A 20,056-nucleotide genomic window follows, 5' to 3' on the forward strand; every position below is an offset into this window, starting at 1 on the left:
GCCCGGTTCAGGGAGCCACGGTGCTGCCCACGCCGCCGCCGGTGGCGTCACCGATCGGGCGGATCGCCCGGGTGATGGTGTCCATGAGGGAGAGCGGCAGGCCGTCCTGGCCGGCGTCGAACGCGAAGCGTACGACCACCGGCGTCCCGCTGCCCACCGCGGAGGGGAAGACGAGCGACTGCACATACCCGCCGGGGCCCTTGCCCGTGGTGACCTGACGGCGCACCAGGTGTCCGGTGCGCCCCGCCACGGTCACGGACCTGGACTCCAGCTCCTTCTGGGACCTGATGCCCCCGTGGATGAGGGCGTCCACGGAGTTCCTCCCGTAGGCGCGCTCCGCCGCGGTTTCGATGTCCTCCTCGGCCAGCGCCTTCATGGACGTGAGGTCGGTCCCGCCCGACGTGCGGACCGAGACCGTGCCGTGGTGGCAGAAGCTCCCCGAGTCGCCGGGGCAGGTGTAGGAGCCGGTCGTACGCATCGTGGAGGCGTCGTCGAGCGTGTTCTCCGGCTTCTCCCAGCCGTCGGGAACGGGGAGGGTGACCCCGTTGAGCTGGTCGACCAGCACCGTGGGGTCGTCCTGCGCACCCTCCGCGGGCGCCGGGGCGGCCGGGCTCGCACTGTCCGTGGCGGTGACCGGTGGCGCGCTGCTGGGGGGCACGGCCTCGGGTCGCGTGCCGCCGTCGCCCAGTACCAGGAGCCCGGTGACGGCGGCGGCGACCGCCAGGCCCGCCACGGCGAGTGGGACGGTCCGGGTGGCGCGGCGGCCGCCGCGCGTGGCCGGGTTCCCGGGCCGGAGCGGCGCGGACAGCGGCTGGGTGAGGACGGCCGGGCGGGTGTACCCGGTCCAGGCGGTGCCGTCCCACCAGCGCTCGGTGCCCGGCACGTTCACGTCCGGGTACCACCCGGACGGCGTCGCGTTGGTCATGGCACCACTGTAGGGAGGGGCATCAGAGCGGGGTCACGTACGCTCCCGAGATTCCGCCGTCGACGAGGAAGTCGGTGGCGTTGACGAACGAGGAGTCGTCGCTCGCCAGGAAGGCGACGGCGGCCGCGATCTCCGTCGCCTCGGCGAAGCGCCCGACGGGGATGTGCACGAGCCTGCGGGCGGCGCGCTCCGGGTCCGTGGCGAACAGCTCTTGGAGCAGCGGGGTGTTGACCGGTCCGGGGCACAGGGCGTTGACCCGGATCCCTTCACGGGCGAACTGCACCCCGAGTTCCCGGGACAGGGCGAGGACTCCGCCCTTGGACGCGGTGTAGGAGATCTGGGAGGTGGCGGCACCCATCCGCGCCACGAAGGACGCGGTGTTGATGATCGAGCCGCGGCCCTGGCGCCGCATGTAGGGGAGGGCGGCCTTGCAGCAGAGGTAGACGGAGGTGAGGTTGACGTCCTGGACGCGTTTCCATGCCTCCAGCCCGGTCGTGAGGATGGAGTCGTCGTCCGGCGGCGAGATGCCCGCGTTGTTGAAGGCGATGTCGACGGAGCCGTAGGTCTCGTCCGCCGCCGCGAAGAGGGCTTCGACCTGGCCGGGGTCGGTGACGTCGACGCGTACGAACGTTCCTCCGGCCTGCTCCGCGGCGGCCCTGCCGGCGCTCTCGTCGATGTCGCCGCAGACGACGTGGGCTCCTTCCGATGCCAGCCGGCGGGCGGTGGCGAGGCCGATGCCGCTGCCCGCACCGGTGATGACGGCGGTGCGGCCGGTCAGCCGGCGGCAGACGTTCCCGGAGCCGGTGGTCATGGGGGTTTCGGTGGTCATACGGATTCAGGCCTCCGTGCCGATGAAGACGTTCTTGGTCTCGGTGAAGGCCGCGAGGGCGTCAGGCCCCAGTTCACGGCCGAGCCCGGACTGCGCGTATCCGCCGAACGGGGTCCAGTAGCGGACGGCGGAGTGGGAGTTGACGGACAGGTTCCCTGCCCGGACCGCCTGGGAGACCCGTAGGGCGCGGCCCACGTCGCGGGTCCAGATCGAGCCGGCCAGGCCGTGGTCGGTGGCGTTGGCCAGCCGGACGGCGTCGTCCTCGTCCTCGAAGGGCAGGACGACGGCGACAGGGCCGAAGACCTCCTCGGTGGCGACGGGGGCGTCGGGGGCGGTCCCGGTGAGCACGGTCGGGGGGAACCAGAAGCCGGGGCCGGCGGGCGCGCTGCCCCGGATGCCGTCCGCGCCCTCGGGGACGAAGCCGTGGACGCGCTCCAGCTGGGTCCGGGAGATCAGCGGGCCCATCTGTGTCCGCTCGTCCGACGGGTCCCCCACCACGACGGAGGTGACGGCGGGGGCGAGGAGTTCCAGGAAGCGGTCGTACACGGCCCGCTGGACCAGGATGCGGGTGCGGGCGCAGCAGTCCTGGCCGGCGTTGTCCAGGAAGGACATGGGTGCGGTGGCTGCGGCGGCCTCGATGTCGGCGTCGGCGAAGACGATGTTGGGGCTCTTGCCGCCGAGTTCGAGGGTCAGCCGCTTCACCCGGTCCGCGCACCTGGCCATGATCTGTTTGCCGACGCGGGTCGATCCGGTGAAGCAGATCTTGGCCACGCCCGGGTGTTCGACGAGTGCGCTGCCCGTGACGTCCCCCGCGCCGGGCAGCACCTGGAAGAGGTGCTCGGGAAGGCCGGCCTCGAGAGCGAGCCCGGCCAGACGGAGGGCGGTGAGCGGCGTGGTCTCGGCCGGTTTGAGGAGGACTGCGTTACCGGCGGCGAGGGCGGGAGCGGTGCCCCAGGCGGCGACCGGCATGGGGAAGTTCCACGGGGCGATCACTCCCACGACGCCCAGGGGTTCGAGGAAGGTGAGGTCGATCCCGCCCGGGACGGGGATCTGCCGCCCCGTCAGGCGCTCCACTCCCCCGGCCGCGTAGTCCAGCAGGTCCCGGACGTTGGCCGCCTCCCAGCGGGCGTTGCCCAGGGTGTGTCCCGCTTCGGTGACCTCCAGCCGGGCCAGCCGTTCGGCGTGTCCGTCGACGAGGACGGCGAAGCGGCGCAGCAGCCGGGCGCGGTCGGCGGGGGCCAGGGCCGCCCAGGTGCGCTGGGCGGCCGCGGCGCGGGTGACGGCGGCGGCGACCTCGGCGGCGGTGGTGGCGGGGACGGTGGCGACGAGTTCTTCGGTCGCCGGGTTCAGGACACGGTGTTCGTGGATCACGGGGCGCCTCACAGGCGTTCGAAGGAGCGGCGGAGCTCCCAGTCGGTCACCGCTGCGTCGAAGGCCTCCAGTTCGACGCGCGCCATGTTGCGGTAGTGCGCGACGACGTCCTCGCCGAAGGCCTCCCGGGCCGCCTCGCTGCTCTCCCAGAGGGCGGCGGCTTCGCGGAGTGTGGTGGGGACCTGTTCGTATCCGGCGGTGTAGGCGTTCCCCTCGCACGCGTCGGGGAGTTCCAGTTCGTGTGCGATGCCGTGGAGGCCGGCGGCGACCAGGCCGGCGACCGCGAGGTACGGGTTGACGTCGCCGCCGGGCAGCCGGTTCTCGAAGCGCATCGAGCGGCCGTGCCCGACGACGCGCAGGGCGCAGGTGCGGTTGTCATGGCCCCAGGCGACGGCGGTCGGGGCGAAGGAGCCGGGCTGGAACCGCTTGTAGGAGTTGATGTTCGGCGCGTACAGCAGGGAGAAGTCGCGCAGGGCGGCGAGCTGGCCCGCGAGGAAGTGCCGCATCACGGGAGACATCGTGCCGTCCTCACCCGCCATGACGCTGTGTCCTTCGGCGTCCTGGAGCGAGAGGTGGATGTGGCAGGAGTTGCCCTCGCGCTCGTTGTACTTGGCCATGAAGGTGAGGGCGACACCTTCCTGGGCGGCGATCTCCTTGGAGCCGGTCTTGTAGACGGCGTGCTGGTCGCAGGTGACGAGGGCCTCGTCGTAGCGGAAGACGATTTCGTGCTGACCGGGATTGCACTCGCCCTTGGCGGACTCGACGGTGAGCCCGGCGGCGGCCATCTCGTTGCGGATGCGGCGCAGCAGCGGTTCGACGCGGCCCGTGCCGAGGACGGAGTAGTCGATGTTGTACTGGTTGGCCGGGGTGAGGCCTCGGTAGTTGCGGTCCCACGCCTGCTCGTAGGTGTCCTTGAAGACGATGAACTCGAGTTCCGTGCCGACGTGGGCGCTCAGTCCGTGTGCGGCGAGCCGTTCCAGCTGCCGTCGGAGGATCTGGCGGGGCGCGGCGGTGACCGGCGAGCCGTCGTCCCAGGCGAGATCGGCCATGACCAGGACCGTCCCTTCGTGCCAGGGGATCCGGCGGAGGGTCATGAGGTCGGGGCGCATCGCGAAGTCGCCGTAACCCTCGGACCAGGAGGACATCGCGAATCCGTCGACGGTGTTCATGTCCGTGTCGACGGCGAGCAGGTAGTTGCAGCCCTCCGTGCCGTGTTCCAGCACCTCGTCGAGGAAGAACGGTGCCGCGAAGCGTTTGCCCTGCAGCCGGCCCTGCATGTCGGGGAAGGCGAGGACCACGGTGTCGATCTCACCGCGCTCCACGAGCACGCGCAGCTCGTCGGTCCCCAGCGGGGGTGTTCGGTCTGCCACGGGATACTCCTCGTTCGGTCAGCCGGCCGGTCTAAGGTAGGGGAGAAAACCATTGGGGGAAAGGGAATCGGGACGTGGCGGAAGAGACCGGGGAGCCGGCGTCCTTCGACCTGCTGCTGCCCGCACTGCGGCCGGTCCGCGCGGGCAACGGCTTCGAGGAGGCGCTGGAGCGGATACTCCAGGTGATCCGGCTCGGTCTGGTGCCCGGCGGCGGGCGGCTGCCGGCCGAGCGTGAGCTGGCCGCACTCCTCGGCATCAGCCGCGTCACCCTGCGCGAGGTGCTGAAGGTGCTTCAGGACGAGGGTCTGACCGAGTCCAGACGCGGCCGGTACGGCGGTACGTTCGTGCGGCCCCGTACGGACCCGGCGGACGGGGGCGAACTGCGCCGCCGGATGGCGGAGACCGACATCGAGGACCTCCTGCTCTTCCGTGAGGTCCTGGAGTCGGGGGCGGCCGGGCTCTGCGCGTCGCGCGGCCTCGACGACGAGGGGGCGGACCGGCTGCGTACGGCTCTGGCGGCGACACACGAGGCACCTCTGCCCCACTACCGAAGGCTTGACACCCTCCTGCACCTGACGCTCGCCGAGCTCTCCGGTTCACCCTCCCTCGCGGCCCGGTACGCCACCGTGCGGGCGGGCGTCAACGAACTCCTGGACTGCATACCCCTGCTGGTGCGGAACCTCGAACACTCGCAGCAGCAGCACACGGCGCTCGTCGAAGCGGTGCTCGCCCGCGACGAGGAGACGGCGCGGGCGGTGGCGCGCGAGCACTGCGCGGGGACGGCCGCACTGCTCCGGGGATTCCTGGCTTGATCCCGCCTGCCGGATCACCGCTCTTGTGCGGGGGCGCGGTACAGGCAAAGGTATGACGCAACACCATTGCACCGGGCCGGCCCGCAGACCGGCCGCCGGAGGGACCGCACCATGCACGAACCGCTCATCGGCGTCACGACCTATCTGGAGCCGGCGGCTCGCTGGGGTGTCTGGGAACTCCCCGCGGCGGTGCTCCCCTCCGCCTACCCCCGACTGGTCCAGCGGTCCGGCGGACTGGCCGCCATGCTGCCACCGGACGACCCGTCGAAGGCGGCGGCCGTCGTGGCACGGGTGGACGGTCTCGTGATCGCCGGCGGGGCGGACGTCGATCCCGGTCTGTACGGCGCGGAGCGCGATTTCAGGACGGGCCCTCCGGCGCACGAGCGTGACACCTGGGAGGTGGCTCTGCTCCGAGCGGCGAGAGCGGCCGGCACTCCGGTGCTCGGAATCTGCCGGGGCATGCAGCTGCTCAATGTGGCGCTGGGCGGCACGCTGATCCAGCATCTGGACGGCCACGCGGGCCCGTTCGGCAAGGCGGGGGTCCTCGGCGAGCACATGGTGACGGCCGTTCCGGGGACGCTCTGTGCCTCTCTGGTGCCCGGGGAGGCGTCCGTACCCACCTATCACCATCAGGCCGTGGACCGGCTCGCGCCGGGTCTGGTGGCTTCCGCGCACGCCGCTGACGGCACGGTGGAGGCGGTCGAGCTGCCGGGTGACCAGTGGGTTCTCGGGGTCCAGTGGCATCCGGAGATGGGTGACGACCTCCGCATCATGCGGGCCCTGGTGGCAGCGGCCCGGGCCGGGGCGGCAGTCCCTTCGGCGTGAGGCTCACGCGCCCGGTCTGCTCTCCCTGGCGGTCAGGGAGAGCAGGTCGCGGGCGGGGCCGGCGGGCCGGTGGCCGGCGGGCCAGACCGCGCGCAGCTGACGGCGCAGTCTGACGCCTGCGACAGGCACCTTGACCAGGCGCTGCGCGGAGAGCTCCTCACCCAGCGCCAGCTCGCTCAGCACGCAGGGGCCGGCGCCGCTCTCCGCGGCCCCCTTGACCGCGGTGGTCGAGGAGAGTTCGAGCAGCGGGCACGCCAGTCCTCCGTGCACGGCGAGCGCGGCGTCCAGCACCTGACGGGTGCCCGAGCCGTGTTCACGCAGGATCAGGGGCGTCCCGGCGAGCTCGGCCGGGGTCACTCGGCCCCTGCGCGCCCACGGATGGGAGGGGGCGACCACGACGACGAGCCGGTCGTGCGCGATGACCGTGCCGTCGAGCCCCTCCGGCGTCGAGAGCCCCTCGACGAAGCCCAGATCCGCCTCCCCGGCCAGCAGCCGCAGGGCGACCGCCGCCGAGTTGCCCGCGAGCAGGGAGACGGCGGTTCCCGGCCGCTCGGCCCGCAGTGCGATCAGCCAGCCCGGCAGCAGGTACTCCGCGATGGTCATGCTCGCGGCGACCCGCAGCCGGGAGTCACGCCGGTCCCGCAGCGCCTGTGCTCCCGCGTCGAACGCCTCGGCCGCCTCGACCACCCTGCGCGCCCAGTCGGTGACGAGGGCGCCCGCGTCGGTGAGGCGGGAGCCGCGTGGTGAGCGGTCCAGGAGCGCGACACCGAGCTGCCGCTCCATCGACCGGATACGGCCGGAGGCGGCGGGCTGGCTGATGCCGACGTCCCGTGCCGTCTGGTGGGGGGCGACCCGTCCGCCGAGAATCGTGGCATGGCCATCTTTCCCCGGACCCGGACCGGACCCCCCGCCGCCCGTACCGCCGTCCTCCCGCTCCCGTCCCTGCGGCATTTCGGCCCCAACTGGTACGCGACGGTCATGGGGACAGCCGTCGTCGCGACCGCGGGCGCGGCGCTGCCCGTGCACCTGCCGGGTCTGCGGACCGCGTGCGTCGTGGTGTGGGCCCTGTCCGCCGTGCTGCTGGCCGCCGTGCTGGCGGCCCGTGCCGGCCACTGGATCCTCCACCGGGACCAGGCCCGCGCCCACCTCATGGATCCTGCCGTCGCCCCCTTCCACGGCTGCTCGGCCATGGCACTGCTCGCCGTCGGTGCGGGCACCCTGGTGGCGGGCCAGGACGTCATCGGGCGCCCTGCCGCCGTCGCCGTGGACGCGCTGCTGTTCACGACGGGTACGCTCATCGGCCTCGCCTCAGCCGTGGCGATCCCTTACCTCATGGTCGTACACCACCGTCCTGCCCCGGGCACCGCGTCACCGGTCTGGCTGCTGCCGTTGGTGGCCCCCATGGTCTCGGCCGCGGTCGGGCCGCTGCTGGTACCCGAGCTGGCTCCCGGCCAGGGACGTGAAGCGCTTCTGCTCGCCTGTTACGCGATGTTCGGGCTGTCCCTGCTGGCGACCCTGGTGGTCGTGCCGCTGGTCTTCGCGCGGCTGGTGCACCAGGGACCGCTGCCGCTCGCGCTGACCCCGGCGATGTTCCTGGTGCTCGGTCCGCTGGGCCAGTCCACGACCGCCGTCAACCAGCTCGCGGACGTGGCGCAGGGCGCGGTCTTCGCACCGTACGCCTCGGCCTTCGGCGCGTTCGCCGTCCTCTACGGGGTGCCGGTGATGGGCTTCGCCCTGCTGTGGCTGGCCCTGTCCGCCGCGTTGGTGGCGCGTGCGCTGCGGCGCGGCATGAGGTTCACGATGACGTGGTGGGGATTCACCTTCCCCGTCGGCACGTGCGTCACCGGCGCGGCGGGCCTGGCCCGGCGCACCGGGCTGGACGCGTTCGGCTGGCTGGCCGTGGCGCTCTACGCGCTGCTGGTGGCCGCCTGGGCGTTCGCCGGCGTGCGGACGCTGGCCGGACTGTTCGGCGGGACGCTGCTCACCGGGCCCGGGCCGCTACGGCCGGCGACACTCCGTACCACGTGAGGTCACGTCCGTCGACGAGCCCGGCGGACAGCCCGGGGAAGGCTCGGGGGACGACGGGACGAGGGGGACGACGCGCGCCGGCGCTCCCCCGTCAGCGACGGGAATCGTACGTTGCGTCGATGTGCTCGGCGACCGAGACGACCAGCAGCCGGGTGCTCGGCACGGTGGTCCGCCACCGGTGCCGGACCCCGCCGGAGAGGAAGAGGGTGTCACCACGGCCGAGCCGGTGCGCCCGCCCTTCGGCCTCGACCTCGACGGCGCCCTCCACGACGTACATCACCTCGTCGTTGCGGTGCTGGAACTCGCGCCCCAGGTCCTGCTCGCCGATGAACTCCAGCGCGCTGAGCTGGTGCCGCCCGCGCACCAGCCTGTGGGCGCCGTCCTCGTCGGCCGCCCGCACGACGTCCACGGCACGCGCCGAGTCCGCCGCGGCCCGCAGGCGCTCCGTCGTGGTCTCCAGAGCGTCCGCCACCCGGTCCAGGGACCGGGGGCTGGGTCTGGCCCGTTCGTTCTCGATCTGGCTGAGGAACGGTACGGACAAGCCGCTGCGCCCGGCCACCGCGGCCAGGGTGAGTCCGAGGGTCCTGCGGCGTCGGCGAACCGCGGCACCCACTCGAAGGGCTTCCTTTTCGTCCATGTCCGGCTCCCTCCCCGGATCGCCATCCTCCCGGTTGCCAAGCACCCTACGCATGTCGTCTCCGAGACGGAGGGGAAGTCTACGGACGGGGACCCCCTCGAGGACTCCCTCAGACAAGCCTGAAGGGGACGGCTCCGGTTCGCTACCGGGGCCGTCCCCTCCAGGGTGTTCCGTGCGTGGATCAGCGGATCAGCTGCCGACGGGCGTCAGCTTCTCCACCACGTCCGGGTTGGCGTCCATCCAGCGGCGGGCGGACTCCTTCTCCTTGCCGGCGCCGCCCTTCTGGAGCTCCACCTCGAGCGAGGCGAGCTGCGCCTCGCTGAGCTCGAAGTCCTTCAGCCAGCCGGTCAGCTCCGGAAAGTCCTCGGCGAAGCCCTTCTTGGCGACCGTGTGGATCTGCTCACCCTTGCCCCAGGCACCCTTCGGGTCCTCGAGCTTCTTCAGGTCGTGCTTGCCGTAGGCCCAGTGCGGCGACCACAGGGTCACCACGACCGGCTCCTTCTTCTTGATCGACCGGTTCAGCTCGGCGAGCATCGAGGAGGTGCTGGAGGAGACCACCTCGTACTCACCTTCGAGGCCGTACTCCTTGAGCACCTTCTCGTTGAGCGTGCCCATCATCCCGGCGCTCGACTCGATGCCGATGATCTTGCCGTCGAACTTCTCGCCCTGGCCCTTGAGGTCCTCGAGCGAGTCGATGCCCTTGACGTACGAGGGAACCGTCAGCTCCAGCGAGGTCGGCCCGTACCAGGAGCCCAGGTCCTCCAGCCGGTCGCCGTACTTGTCCCAGTAGTCCTTGTGCGTCGTCGGCAGCCAGGCGTCGAACTGGACGTCGAGCTGCCCCTGTGCGAGCCCCGTGTAGAGCGGGCCCGGGTCGAGCTGCTTGACCGTCGTCCTGTAGCCCCGGTCCTCCAGCAGGTTCTGCCAGAGGTAGGTGCTGGCGATGGCCTCGTCCCACGGGAAGTACCCCATGTTGACGGTCTTGCCCGCGTCCTTGCCCTGCTGCGTACCACCCGCGCCGCCCGGCACCGGAGCCAGCTTGTCGACCAGGCCGGGGTTCTTCTTCAGCCAGGTGCGGACGCCGTCCTGCTCCTGGCCCTGACCGGCGTTCTGGATCTCGTTCTCGAGGCTCGTGAGCTGCTTCTCGGTGAGTTCGAAGTCCTTGAGCCACCCGGCGACGGCGGGCGCCTTCTTCGCGAAGCCCTTGTGGGCGACGGTGTGGACCTCTTCGCCCTTGCCCCAGGCACCCTTCGGGTCCTCGAGCTTCTTCAGGTCGTGCTTGCCGTAGGCCCAGTGCGGCGACCACAGGGTCACCACGACCGGCTCCTTCTTCTTGATGGAGGCGTTCAGCTCGGCGAGCATCGAGGAGGTGCTGGAGGAGACCACCTCGTACTCACCTTCGAGGCCGTACTCCTTGAGCACCTTCTCGTTGAGCGTGCCCATCATCCCGGCGCTGGCCTCGATGCCGATGATCTTGCCGTCGAACTTCTTGCCCTGGCCCTTGAGGTCCTCGAGCGAGTCGATGCCCTCGACGTACGAGGGAACCGTCAGCTCCAGCGAGGTCGGCCCGTACCAGGAGCCCAGGTCCTCCAGCCGGTCGCTGTACTTGTCCCAGTAGTCCTTGTGCGTGGTCGGCAGCCAGGCGTCCGTCTGGAAGTCGATGTCGCCGCGTGCGACGCCGGAGTAGAGCGGACCGGCGTCGAGCTGGGTGACCCCGGTCTCGTAACCGCGCTGCTCCAGGATCTCCTTCCACAGGAAGGTGGAGGCGATGCCCTCGTCCCAGGGGATGTACCCCATGTTGATCTTCTGGCCCTGACCGACGTCCGCGCTGCCGGCCTCATCGGCCTTCGAGTCACCGGAACCGGCGATGTTCAGGCCACCCGCGACGAGCGCGAGCACGACGACACCGGCCATCGCGACGGCGGTTCCCGGCTTGTAGTGCGTGAACTTGAGCCGCCGCGCACCGGCGGCGGCCTTGGCCGCGGCGCGGCGGCCGAGCGGGGAGACCCGCTCGTTGAGCGCGCCGGTCATGCGGTCCAGGTACATGGCGAGGATGACGACGGCGATGCCGCTCTCGGCGGCGAGGCCGACCTGGAGCTGGGTGATCGCCGCGTAGACCTTCTCACCGAGGCCACCGGCTCCGGCCATGCCGCCGATGACGACCATCGACAGGGCCAGCATGATGACCTGGTTGATCCCGGCCATGATCGTCGGCAGGGCGAGCGGCAGCTGCACCCGCGTGAGGGTGTGCTTGGGGGTGGTGCCGAAGGCCGCGGCGGCCTCGACCAGTTCGCCGTCGACCTGGCGGATGCCGAGCTCGGTCATCCGGACGCCGGGCGGCATCGCGAAGACGATGGTGGCGATCACGCCGGGAGTGACGCCGACGCCGAAGAACATGACGCCGGGAATCAGGTAGACGAAGGCAGGCATCGTCTGCATGACGTCGAGCACGGGCCGCAGCGCGGCGCTGACCCTGTTGTTGCGCGCCGCCCAGATACCCGTGGGCACCGCGATCACAATCGTGATGACGGCTGCCACGACGACCAGCGAAAGGGTGGCCATCGCCTCGTCCCAGAGGGCGAGGGAGTCGATGAGCGCGAAGCCGGCGAAGGTGAGCACGGCGGGAACGACGCCGCGCAGCCAGAACGCGATGACGGCGAAGATCCCGGCCATCAGCAGGGGCTCACCACCGCCGAGCACGGCGTTGACACCGTCGTACATGCCGCCGAGGACGGTCTTGATGGCGTCGAAGATCCAGGTGAGGTTCGACTGGAGCCAGTCGACCGCGTCCTCGACCCACGCGCCGAAGGAGAGCCTAGGCACCGGCGATCACCTTCTTGGCCTCGCGCCGGGCAGGAATCTGGGCGTCGACCTGCGGTTCCTCTCCGAGAGCGGCGAGCAGCCGGTTGCGCGGCACGACACCGATGACGCCGCCGCCGGCGTCGGTGACGGCGACGGCGACCCTGCTGGTGGAGGCCGGGGTGAAGAGCTCGACTATGGGCGTGTCGGCGGACACCGTCGCGGGGGCCCCGTCCAGCAGGTCCTTGTCGGAGCGGCCGGCTTCGGGCGCCTCCATGATCGAACCGGCGGTGAGCACCCGGGAGCGGTCCACGTCCTGGATGAACGACGCCACGTAGTCGTTCGACGGCCGGACCAGGATGTCCTCGGCAGTACCCTGCTGGACGATCTCGCCGTCCCGCATCACGGCGATGCGGTCACCGAGACGCATGGCCTCGTTGAGGTCGTGGGTGATGAAGACGATCGTCTTCTTCAGACGCTTCTGCAGTTCGAGGAGCTGGTCCTGCATGTCACGCCGGATCAGCGGGTCGAGCGCACTGAAGGACTCGTCCATCAGCAGCAGGTCCGCGTCGGTGGCGAGCGCGCGGGCGAGGCCCACACGCTGCTGCATGCCGCCGGACAGCTCGTCGGGCCAGGACTTCTCCCAGCCGGCGAGGCCGGTCAGCTCCAGCGCCTCGGCGGCCCGCTTCTCGCGCTCGGCACGCGGGACGCCCTGGACCTCCAGGCCGTACGCCGCGTTCTCGAGCACGCTCCTGTGGGGGAAGAGCGCGAAGTGCTGGAAGACCATGCTGATCTTGGTGGAGCGGACCGTGCGCAGCGCACGGGGGCTGAGAGCGGTCAGGTCCTGACCGTCGAACAGCACCCGGCCGGCGGTGGGCTCCAGCAGACCGTTGAGCATCCGCAGCAAGGTGGACTTCCCCGATCCGGAGAGTCCCATGACGACGAAGATCTGGCCCGGCTCCACGGTGAACGAGGCGTCGATCACCGCTGCGGTCGTTCCGTCGGCGCGCAGCTCGTCGCGGTGGGTGCCGTCTTCGAGCTTCCGCACGGCTTGATCGGGTCGTCTGCCGAACACTTTGTACAAGTGCTCAGCTTGCAGCCTGGACACATACACCTCACGCGTTGAAACGAAAACGGTCTGCCACCCCCTTCGGCAGACCGTGGAGCGGGGCGGATTCCGTCCGCAGAGCACGCGCATTCGTTGAAAAATGGACGTGGTCCGCTCCGGTGCCGCGTCTGCCCCCACTTACGCGACCCAAACACGTGTGTGATTCAGGTCACTCCAAAGAAACCGCTGTCGCGGGAACCGTGCGCCTCTCCGTCATGAACTGTCGGAGGGGTGCGGCATCATCGGGGTGTGACGCGACGCCTGATGCTCCTCGACACCGCCTCCCTCTACTTCCGCGCCTATTTCGGCGTCCCGGACTCGGTGCGCGCACCGGACGGCACTCCGGTCAACGCCGTGCGCGGACTGCTCGACTTCATCGCCAGGCTGGTGCAGGACCATCGGCCTGACGACCTGGTCGCCTGCATGGACGCGGACTGGCGCCCGCAGTGGCGGGTCGACCTGATTCCGACCTACAAGGCGCACCGGGTGGCCGCCAGGACCGGCGAGGGAGTCCCGGACGAGGAGGAGGTCCCCGACACCCTCTCCCCGCAGGTCCCGGTGATCGAGGACGTGCTGGACGCCCTCGGCATCGCCCGGGTGGGCGTCGCCCCCTACGAGGCGGACGACGTGATCGGCACGCTGACCGGACGAGCCACCGGCCCGGTGGACATCGTGACCGGGGACCGCGACCTCTACCAGCTGGTCGACGACGCACGCCGGGTGCGGGTGCTCTACCCGTTGAAGGGTGTGGGGACGCTCCAGGTGACGGACGAGGCCTGGCTGCGCGGGAAGTACGGCGTGGACGGCGGCGGATACGCCGATCTGGCCCTGCTGCGCGGCGATCCGAGCGACGGACTGCCGGGTGTGCCCGGCATCGGCGAGAAGACGGCGGCGAAGCTGCTGGACGCCTTCGGCGACCTGGCCGGGATCATGGCGGCGGTGGACGACCCCGCCGCCCGACTGACCCCGTCCCAGCGCAAGCGGCTGGACGAGGCCCGGGACTACGTCGCGGTCGCCCCCGAGGTCGTCCGCGTGGCCGACGACGTACCCCTGCCCGCCTTCGACCCCGCGCTCCCCCGCGAACCGCGCGACCCGGCGGCCCTGGAGGCACTCGCGGCACGGTGGGGGCTGGGGAACGCCCTGCAGCGCCTGCTCCTCACGCTCCAGGCGTGAAGGTGCTAGCTTAGGTAAGCCTAAGTGCGCATGACCTCATGTATGCCCAGAGCAGGGAGATCCTCGTGGCAGAGCGGCCGCAACGCCGGACACCGAAGGCGCAGGGAGCGCAGGTCCTGCGCACCGAACAGGTCACCCCGCACATGGTGCGCGTGATCCTCGGTGGCGACGGCCTGGCCGATTTCTCGCTCGGGGGATACACCGACCACTACATCAAGCTGTGTTTCGCCCCGGAGGGCGCCGGCCACAGCCACCCCTTCGACATGGCCAGGATCCGCGAGGAGTACCCGCGCGAGCTGTGGCCCACCACGCGTACGTACACGGTGCGCTCCTGGGATCCCGCCACCCGTGAGCTCGCCGTGGACTTCGTGGTGCACGGCGACGAGGGCCTGGCGGGCCCCTGGGCGGCGCGGGCGCAGCCCGGCGACCAGGTGACCTTCCTGGGGCCCGGTGGCGGGTACGCGCCGGACCCCTCGGCCGACTGGCACCTGCTCGTGGGTGACGAGAGCGCCCTGCCCGCGATCGCCGCGTCGCTGGAGCACATGCCGGAGGGTGCGCTCGTGCACGCCTTCATCGAGGTGCCGGACGCCGCGGAGGAGCAGAAGCTCGTGGCGCCGGACGGCGTCTCGGTGACCTGGCTGCACCGCGGCGGCCACCCGGTCGGCGAGGCTCTCGTCGCAGCGGTGACCGGGCTGGAGTTCCCCGAGGGCGAGGTGCAGGCCTTCGTCCACGGCGAGGCGGGGTTCGTGAAGGAGATCCGGCGCCACCTCCGCCTGGAGCGGGGCATCCCTCTCAAGCAGCTTTCCATCTCGGGTTACTGGCGCCTCGGCCAGAACGACGACGCGTGGCGCGCGGTCAAGCGCGAATGGAACGAGCAGGTGGAGCGCGAGCAGGAGAGCGCCGCCTGACCCGCCCCCGCACCCCGCGAAACCCGGCCGCCGTCCAGTACGCCGGCCGGGTTCCGCGTACGCCTCACCCGCGGCCCCCCGGTTCCGCCTCCTGACCGCCTTCGTAGGCGCGGGCCGAGGCGTCCACAGGAACCAGTCGCCGCAGGGCGCCGAACATGACCTCCCCGAGCACCGTGCCGACGACGACGCTCTCCACCAGGTCCTCACGCGCCACCCGCCGCCGGACGTAGCCGAGGTCCGCCCGGGCGACAGGCTCCGCCGCGTCCGCGTAGACGTCGAGCAGCTCGACGAACCGCCGTGCCCCGCCCTGTGCGGAGCGGCCGGCACGCCCGCCAGCAACCGTGCCGCGGGGTTGTCCTCAGCCACCTGCCGGCCCCGCCGCGCCAGCAGGGCGGCGACCTCCTCCCGGGCCCCGGCCGAGTCCGGCCCCTCCTCACCGGGCCCCTCGGGCTCCGTGCGCGGGAGGCGATCGGCCGCCACCCCGAGCACCTTGTGCACCGGCTGCCCGGGGTCGTCGACCGCCCCCAGGACTTCCGCGACAGCTGACACGGAAAGTCCGCCGACGTCCAGAAGGGCGCGGATCAGCCGCAGCCTGCGCTCGTGGCGGTCGTCGTAGCGTGCCTGGTTCGGGCTGGCCAGCCTGCCGGCCGGCAGCAGCCCTTCTCGTACGCAGTACTTGATCGGGGATGTTCCCGGAGTCGCGCAGGCCCGGGGTCTCCCCGCTGGTGACGGGCCCCTTACCGGTACCGGCGCTTCCGCTCTCACCGATCGGCTCGGCGGTCGTGCTCGTCGTCAGGGGGCCCGGAGCACGGACGCACCCTCCGCCTCGACGGATCCGCAGAATCCGACCGCCAAAAAACTACACATAAGGGACACATAAGAGCACACTGGTCTGGAAAGCTGATGGCCGCACCCACTGACCGCGGTCGCTCCAGCAAGTGCGAAGGAGACCATCCTCATGAGTAACATCTCGCACACCGGAAGGGACATCTCCGGGCACCCCGACGCCGAGGAAATGCGGGCACGCCACGACCGTGTGATGGGCGGGGGCCGCACCACCGGCATGATGGAAGCACCGTTGTTCCTGCTCGGTCTGTACTGCGCCGTCTCGCCCTGGGTACTCCACTTCACCGCGAGCCAGCCGACCCTGGTGACACACAACCTCGTCATCGGCATCGCGATAGCCGTGCTGGCCCTCTGCTTCGCCGCCATGCCCGAGCGGATGACCGGTATGAGCATGGCCATCGTCGCACTGGGCGCCTGGCTCATCGTGTCGACCTGGATCGTGGGAGAGAGCCCGGACACGGGCGTCATCCTCAACAACATCATCGTCGGTGGTCTGGCGATCCTGCTGGGAGCAGCCTGCGCGGGACTCGCGATGAAGAACAAGAAGAAGACCTGACGGGAGCACACACCCGAGTGGCCACAGGCCGGCACCTGCCCGCCCGTGGCCACTCGTCCGTTCGGCTTCGTCCGCCGGGACCCCGGGGCCGATCAGCCCACGGAGCTGTACGCCACCACACCCCGCAGCACCGCATCGACAGCCTTGCGGGCGTTCTTCGGGACCGAACTCCCGTCGCGGGGCGCGGCGGCAGCGATCTGGCCGAGTACGTCGATGACTTGTTTGCACCACCGCACGAAGTCGCCGGCCGGCATCTCCGCTTCGCGGAGCACCTCGTCCAGCGTCCGACCCGAGGCCCACATGTAGACCGCCCAGGCGAAACCGAGATCGGGTTCGCGCTGGCCGACCCCTTCCGTCTGACTGATCTTGAAGTCTTCCTCCAGGGCGTCGAGACGGCCCCAGATGCGGACCATCTCGCCCATCGCGGCCTTCGCCGGTCCTGACGGCAGCTTGGGTGCGACCGCGTCGTCCGCCTGACGCGCCTCGAAGACCAGCGCCGAGACACACGCGGCGAGTTCAGCGGGGTTGAGCCCCTCCCAGACACCGTCCCGCAGGCATTCGCTGGCCAGCAGATCGAGCTCTCCGTAGAGCCGTGCCAGCCGTCGGCCGTTGTCGGTGACCTCGCTGCCCCGCAGGTAGTCGAGTTCGGTCAGGAGCGCCACGATGCGGTCGAAGGTCCGGGCGATGGTGTTCGTCCGGCCCTCGATCCGGTGCTCCAGCTGCCGGGTGTCACGCCGCAGCCGGTGATACCGCTCGGCCCAGCGAGCGTGGTCCTCACGCTCGTCGCACCCGTGGCAGGGGTGGGCGCGCAGTTCCGTGCGCAACCGGGCGATCTCCCGGTCGTCGGCCGCGGTGGCCCGCTGCTTGCGGTGCCGCCCCGGGTCGATGTGCCCCGCCTTGCTCCTCAGGGCGGAGGCCAGGTCACGGCGGGACTGCGGTGAGCGCGGGTTGAACGACTTGGGCACCCGCATCCGCTCCAGCGCCTCGACCGGCACCGGGAAGTCGATCTGGGCCAGCCGCTTGACCTGTCGCTCGGCGGTCAGCACCAGGGGACGCGGCCCGTCGTGGTACTCCAGCCCGCGATGTCCGTTGGTCCGTCCGGCGGGCAGTCCCGGGTCGAGCACCAGGGCGAGTCCGGCGAACTTGCCGGTGGGCACGTGGATGACGTCACCGGGCTTCAGCTTCTCCAGGGACGACGCGGCGGCGGCCCGCCGCTGGGCCGCGCCCTGCTTGGCCAGTTCCGTCTCCCGGTCCTTGAGGTCGCGGCGCAGTCGCGCGTACTCCTCGAAGTCCCCGAGATGGCAGGTCATGCCCTCCTTGTAACCCGCGAGGCCTTCCTCGTTGCGCTGGACCTGCCGGGAGATCCCCACGACGGACCGGTCGGCCTGGAACTGTGCGAAAGAGGTTTCCAGCAGCTCACGCGAACGGCGACGCCCGAACTGCTGCACTAGATTGACGGCCATGTTGTACGAGGGCCGGAAACTGGAGCGCAGCGGATAGGTCCGCGTGCCGGCGAGTCCGGCGAGCGCACCGGGGTCCATGCCCCGCTGCCAGAGGACCACCGCGTGGCCCTCGACGTCGATGCCGCGGCGTCCGGCCCGGCCGGTCAGCTGGGTGTACTCGCCGGGTGTGATGTCGGCGTGCTGCTCACCGTTCCACTTGACGAGCTTCTCGAGCACCACGGAACGCGCGGGCATGTTGATGCCGAGTGCGAGCGTCTCGGTCGCGAAGACGGCCTTGACGAGGCCACGGACGAACAGCTCCTCCACGACCTCCTTGAAGGTCGGCAGCATGCCGGCGTGGTGCGCGGCGATGCCCCGCTCCAGACCTTCGAGCCACTCGTAGTACCCGAGGACATGGAGGTCCTCGGGGGGGATGGACGCCGTCCGCTCCTCGACGATCTCCCGCACCAGATGGCGCTTGTCCTCGTCGTTCAGCCGCAACCCGGCCTGCAGACACTGCTGTACGGCCGCCTCGCAGCCCGCCCGGCTGAAGATGAAGGTGATGGCCGGCAGAAGCCCCTCGGCGTCGAGCCGGTCGATGACCTCGGGCCTGGCCGGGGTCCAGATCCGGCTGCGCTGGCGCCGCTCGCGCTCCCGGTCCGCCTCGCGCACCGTCTTTCCGCGCCTGCGCTCGCGCGGGTTGTACCCGCGCTGGTTCTCCATCCGGGCGAGCCGGACGAGATCCGGGCTGACCTCACGCCGGCCGGTGCCCCGGCCTCCGTGGTCGGTCGCCTCCTCGAAGAGGTCGTACATCCGGCGTCCGGCCATGACGTGCTGCCACAGCGGCACGGGCCGGTGCTCGGAGACGATCACCTGGGTGTCGCCGCGGACGGTGTCCAGCCAGTCGCCGAACTCCTCGGCGTTGGACACGGTCGCCGACAGCGAGACCAGGGTCACGGACTCCGGCAGGTGGATGATCACTTCCTCCCACACGGCGCCCCGGAAGCGGTCGGAGAGGTAGTGCACCTCGTCCATGACCACATAGCCGAGGCCGGAGAGCGCCTGGGAGCCCGCGTACAGCATGTTGCGCAGGACCTCGGTCGTCATGACGACCACGGGCGCGTCCGCGTTGACGCTGTTGTCACCGGTCAGCAGACCGACCTTGTCCGCGCCGTAACGCCGGACGAGGTCGGTGAACTTCTGGTTGGACAGGGCCTTGATGGGCGTGGTGTAGAAACACTTGCGGCCCTGGAGCAGGGCCAGGTGCACGGCGAATTCACCGACGATCGTCTTGCCCGACCCCGTGGGGGCCGCGACCAGCACCCCCTTGCCGGCCTCCAGTGCCTGGCAGGCCTCGGTCTGGAACGGGTCCAGTCCGAATTCGTACATCTCGCGGAAGGGCCCGAGAGCCGTGGCCTGCTCGGCCGCACGGACCCGGGACGCCTGGTATCGCTCAGCTGGTGAGAGGTCCTCTGTCATCTTGATACGAGCCTACCCGCCCCGTATGACAGTCAGCCCGATCTTTAATTCACGGCGCAAGGACCCTGACGGCGCCAGGTACGCAGGTGGCGCCGAGCGGCAGGGCGCCCAGCGGCTCACCGTCCGCGTACGCCGTGACACCTGCCGCGGCCAGCTCGATCGAGGAGACGCGGTGCACGGTGACCTTCGGGTGCCCGAGGTGCGTCCCCTTGTACACCCTCGGGAAGACCTTGAGCAGGGTGGTCCGGCTGCAGTCACCGACCACGGTCACGTCGAAGAGCCCGTCGTCCATGACCGCCTCGGCGCAGATCCGCATCCCACCGCCGTACGTGGTCCCGTTGCCCACCGCGATCAGCGTCGCCTCGATCTCGGTCACCGGGCCGCCGTCCAGCCTCACGCGGTACGGGATCGGCCGGAAGGCGGCGAGTTCGGCGAGGATCGCCAGGTCGTACTTGAAGCGCCCGCCGGCCCAGCGCATCCGGTTCCCCCGGTCGTTGACCCGCGAGTCGAAGCCCGAGGCCAGCACGGAGCCGAACCAGCGCTCCCCGACCCGGCCCAGGTCGATCTCGCGTACCGAGCCGGACTTCAGCGCCCCGGCGGCCAGCCGTCCGGCGGCGGCCGGATCGCGGACCGGCAGTCCGAGGGCGCGGGCGAAGTCGTTCCCCGTACCCACGGAGACGGCGCCGAGCGGCGTCGGGGTACCGGCGACGGCCTGCAGGGCGAGCGACATCATGCCGTCACCGCCGACGGCTATCAGTGCTCCGGTCCCGCCCGCCACCGCTTCGCGGGCCCGCCGCAGGGCGTCGTGCGCGTCCTCGCCGAGAACCGTCCGTACGGAGAAGCCGGCCTGCCGCAGGGCGGAAGCGGCCGGCTGCGCGGCACGTGCGCCCCGTCCGCTTCCCGCGGTGGGATTGACGAAGAGGGTGATCTCGCTGGTCACCCGCGGGACCT

The 20,056-nt window shown here is 70.9% G+C and carries 16 protein-coding genes and 1 pseudogene; 6 read left to right on the forward strand and 11 right to left on the reverse strand.

Annotated elements, in window-relative coordinates:
• Positions 1–7 precede the first annotated feature (7 nt).
• From ACF1FZ_RS09670 to ACF1FZ_RS09685, 4 genes are read right to left on the reverse strand one after another with little or no spacing between them, the layout of a single operon-like run.
• Complete coding sequence (locus ACF1FZ_RS09670) at positions 8–925, reverse strand: DUF2510 domain-containing protein (RefSeq protein ID WP_391772803.1); 918 nt, start codon at positions 923–925, stop codon at positions 8–10.
• Between the two features lie 22 nt (positions 926–947).
• Positions 948–1,736: a 3-oxoacyl-ACP reductase gene (locus ACF1FZ_RS09675; protein WP_391772979.1), complete on the reverse strand. Its 789-nt coding sequence runs from the start codon at positions 1,734–1,736 to the stop codon at positions 948–950.
• 24 nt (positions 1,737–1,760) lie between these two features.
• A complete protein-coding gene (locus ACF1FZ_RS09680; protein ID WP_391772804.1) occupies positions 1,761–3,125 on the reverse strand; it encodes an aldehyde dehydrogenase family protein in 1,365 nt (454 codons plus the stop codon).
• A gap of 8 nt (positions 3,126–3,133) precedes the next feature.
• Positions 3,134–4,495 carry a glutamine synthetase family protein gene (locus ACF1FZ_RS09685; protein ID WP_391772805.1) on the reverse strand — a complete coding sequence of 454 codons (1,362 nt, stop codon included), beginning with the start codon at positions 4,493–4,495 and terminating at the stop codon, positions 3,134–3,136.
• A 74-nt stretch (positions 4,496–4,569) separates the two neighbouring features.
• Here ACF1FZ_RS09685 and ACF1FZ_RS09690 point away from each other — a divergent pair, with 74 nt between their 5' ends.
• Both ACF1FZ_RS09690 and ACF1FZ_RS09695 read left to right on the forward strand, forming a co-directional pair.
• Positions 4,570–5,307 carry a FadR/GntR family transcriptional regulator gene (locus ACF1FZ_RS09690; protein ID WP_391772806.1) on the forward strand — a complete coding sequence of 246 codons (738 nt, stop codon included), beginning with the start codon at positions 4,570–4,572 and terminating at the stop codon, positions 5,305–5,307.
• Between the two features lie 111 nt (positions 5,308–5,418).
• Positions 5,419–6,132, forward strand: a complete 714-nt coding sequence (locus ACF1FZ_RS09695) for a gamma-glutamyl-gamma-aminobutyrate hydrolase family protein (RefSeq protein ID WP_391772807.1) — start codon at positions 5,419–5,421, stop codon at positions 6,130–6,132.
• Between the two features lie 3 nt (positions 6,133–6,135).
• On the opposite strand, the gene ACF1FZ_RS09700 is transcribed toward ACF1FZ_RS09695, so the two are convergent.
• A complete protein-coding gene (locus ACF1FZ_RS09700) occupies positions 6,136–7,083 on the reverse strand; it encodes a LysR family transcriptional regulator (protein ID WP_391772808.1) in 948 nt (315 codons plus the stop codon).
• On the opposite strand from ACF1FZ_RS09700, the gene ACF1FZ_RS09705 reads away from it, so the two are divergent.
• Positions 7,006–8,160 carry a TDT family transporter gene (locus tag ACF1FZ_RS09705; protein ID WP_391772809.1) on the forward strand — a complete coding sequence of 385 codons (1,155 nt, stop codon included), beginning with the start codon at positions 7,006–7,008 and terminating at the stop codon, positions 8,158–8,160. The two genes, ACF1FZ_RS09700 and ACF1FZ_RS09705, sit on opposite strands and share 78 nt — an antisense overlap.
• 91 nt (positions 8,161–8,251) lie before the next feature.
• Here ACF1FZ_RS09705 and ACF1FZ_RS09710 read toward each other — a convergent pair whose 3' ends face one another.
• The 3 genes from ACF1FZ_RS09710 to ACF1FZ_RS09720 form a co-directional block, all read right to left on the reverse strand.
• Positions 8,252–8,797, reverse strand: coding sequence for a helix-turn-helix domain-containing protein (locus ACF1FZ_RS09710; RefSeq protein WP_391772810.1), 546 nt, complete (start codon positions 8,795–8,797; stop codon positions 8,252–8,254).
• Positions 8,798–8,986: 189 nt separating this feature from the next.
• Positions 8,987–11,617, reverse strand: a complete 2,631-nt coding sequence (locus ACF1FZ_RS09715) for an ABC transporter permease/substrate binding protein (RefSeq protein WP_391772811.1) — start codon at positions 11,615–11,617, stop codon at positions 8,987–8,989.
• Positions 11,610–12,701, reverse strand: a complete 1,092-nt coding sequence (locus ACF1FZ_RS09720; RefSeq protein WP_391772812.1) for a glycine betaine/L-proline ABC transporter ATP-binding protein — start codon at positions 12,699–12,701, stop codon at positions 11,610–11,612. The genes ACF1FZ_RS09715 and ACF1FZ_RS09720 overlap by 8 nt, the downstream gene beginning before the upstream one ends.
• Positions 12,702–12,965: 264 nt before the next feature.
• Between ACF1FZ_RS09720 and ACF1FZ_RS09725 the strand changes: the two genes are divergently transcribed.
• Both ACF1FZ_RS09725 and ACF1FZ_RS09730 read left to right on the forward strand, forming a co-directional pair.
• Complete coding sequence (locus tag ACF1FZ_RS09725; protein WP_391772980.1) at positions 12,966–13,874, forward strand: 5'-3' exonuclease H3TH domain-containing protein; 909 nt, start codon at positions 12,966–12,968, stop codon at positions 13,872–13,874.
• Positions 13,875–13,939: 65 nt separating this feature from the next.
• Positions 13,940–14,782 (forward strand): siderophore-interacting protein, encoded by an 843-nt coding sequence (locus ACF1FZ_RS09730; protein ID WP_391772813.1) that lies wholly within the window; start codon positions 13,940–13,942, stop codon positions 14,780–14,782.
• A 64-nt stretch (positions 14,783–14,846) separates the two neighbouring features.
• Here the strand turns inward: ACF1FZ_RS09730 and ACF1FZ_RS09735 are convergent.
• Positions 14,847–15,463 (reverse strand): annotated as a pseudogene (locus ACF1FZ_RS09735) (MerR family transcriptional regulator).
• Between the two features lie 277 nt (positions 15,464–15,740).
• Here ACF1FZ_RS09735 and ACF1FZ_RS09740 point away from each other — a divergent pair.
• A complete protein-coding gene (locus ACF1FZ_RS09740) occupies positions 15,741–16,184 on the forward strand; it encodes an SPW repeat protein (RefSeq protein WP_391772814.1) in 444 nt (147 codons plus the stop codon).
• A gap of 92 nt (positions 16,185–16,276) precedes the next feature.
• Here the strand turns inward: ACF1FZ_RS09740 and ACF1FZ_RS09745 are convergent, their stop codons facing one another.
• Together ACF1FZ_RS09745 and ACF1FZ_RS09750 are read right to left on the reverse strand one after the other, a co-directional pair.
• Positions 16,277–19,105: a DEAD/DEAH box helicase gene (locus ACF1FZ_RS09745; RefSeq protein WP_391772815.1), complete on the reverse strand. Its 2,829-nt coding sequence runs from the start codon at positions 19,103–19,105 to the stop codon at positions 16,277–16,279.
• 49 nt (positions 19,106–19,154) lie between these two features.
• Positions 19,155–20,045: a diacylglycerol kinase gene (locus tag ACF1FZ_RS09750; protein ID WP_391772816.1), complete on the reverse strand. Its 891-nt coding sequence runs from the start codon at positions 20,043–20,045 to the stop codon at positions 19,155–19,157.
• Between the last annotated feature and the right edge of the window lie 11 nt (positions 20,046–20,056).

This window comes from Streptomyces sp. NPDC014623 (assembly GCF_043088245.1).
In the GTDB taxonomy this organism is placed as follows: domain Bacteria; phylum Actinomycetota; class Actinomycetes; order Streptomycetales; family Streptomycetaceae; genus Streptomyces.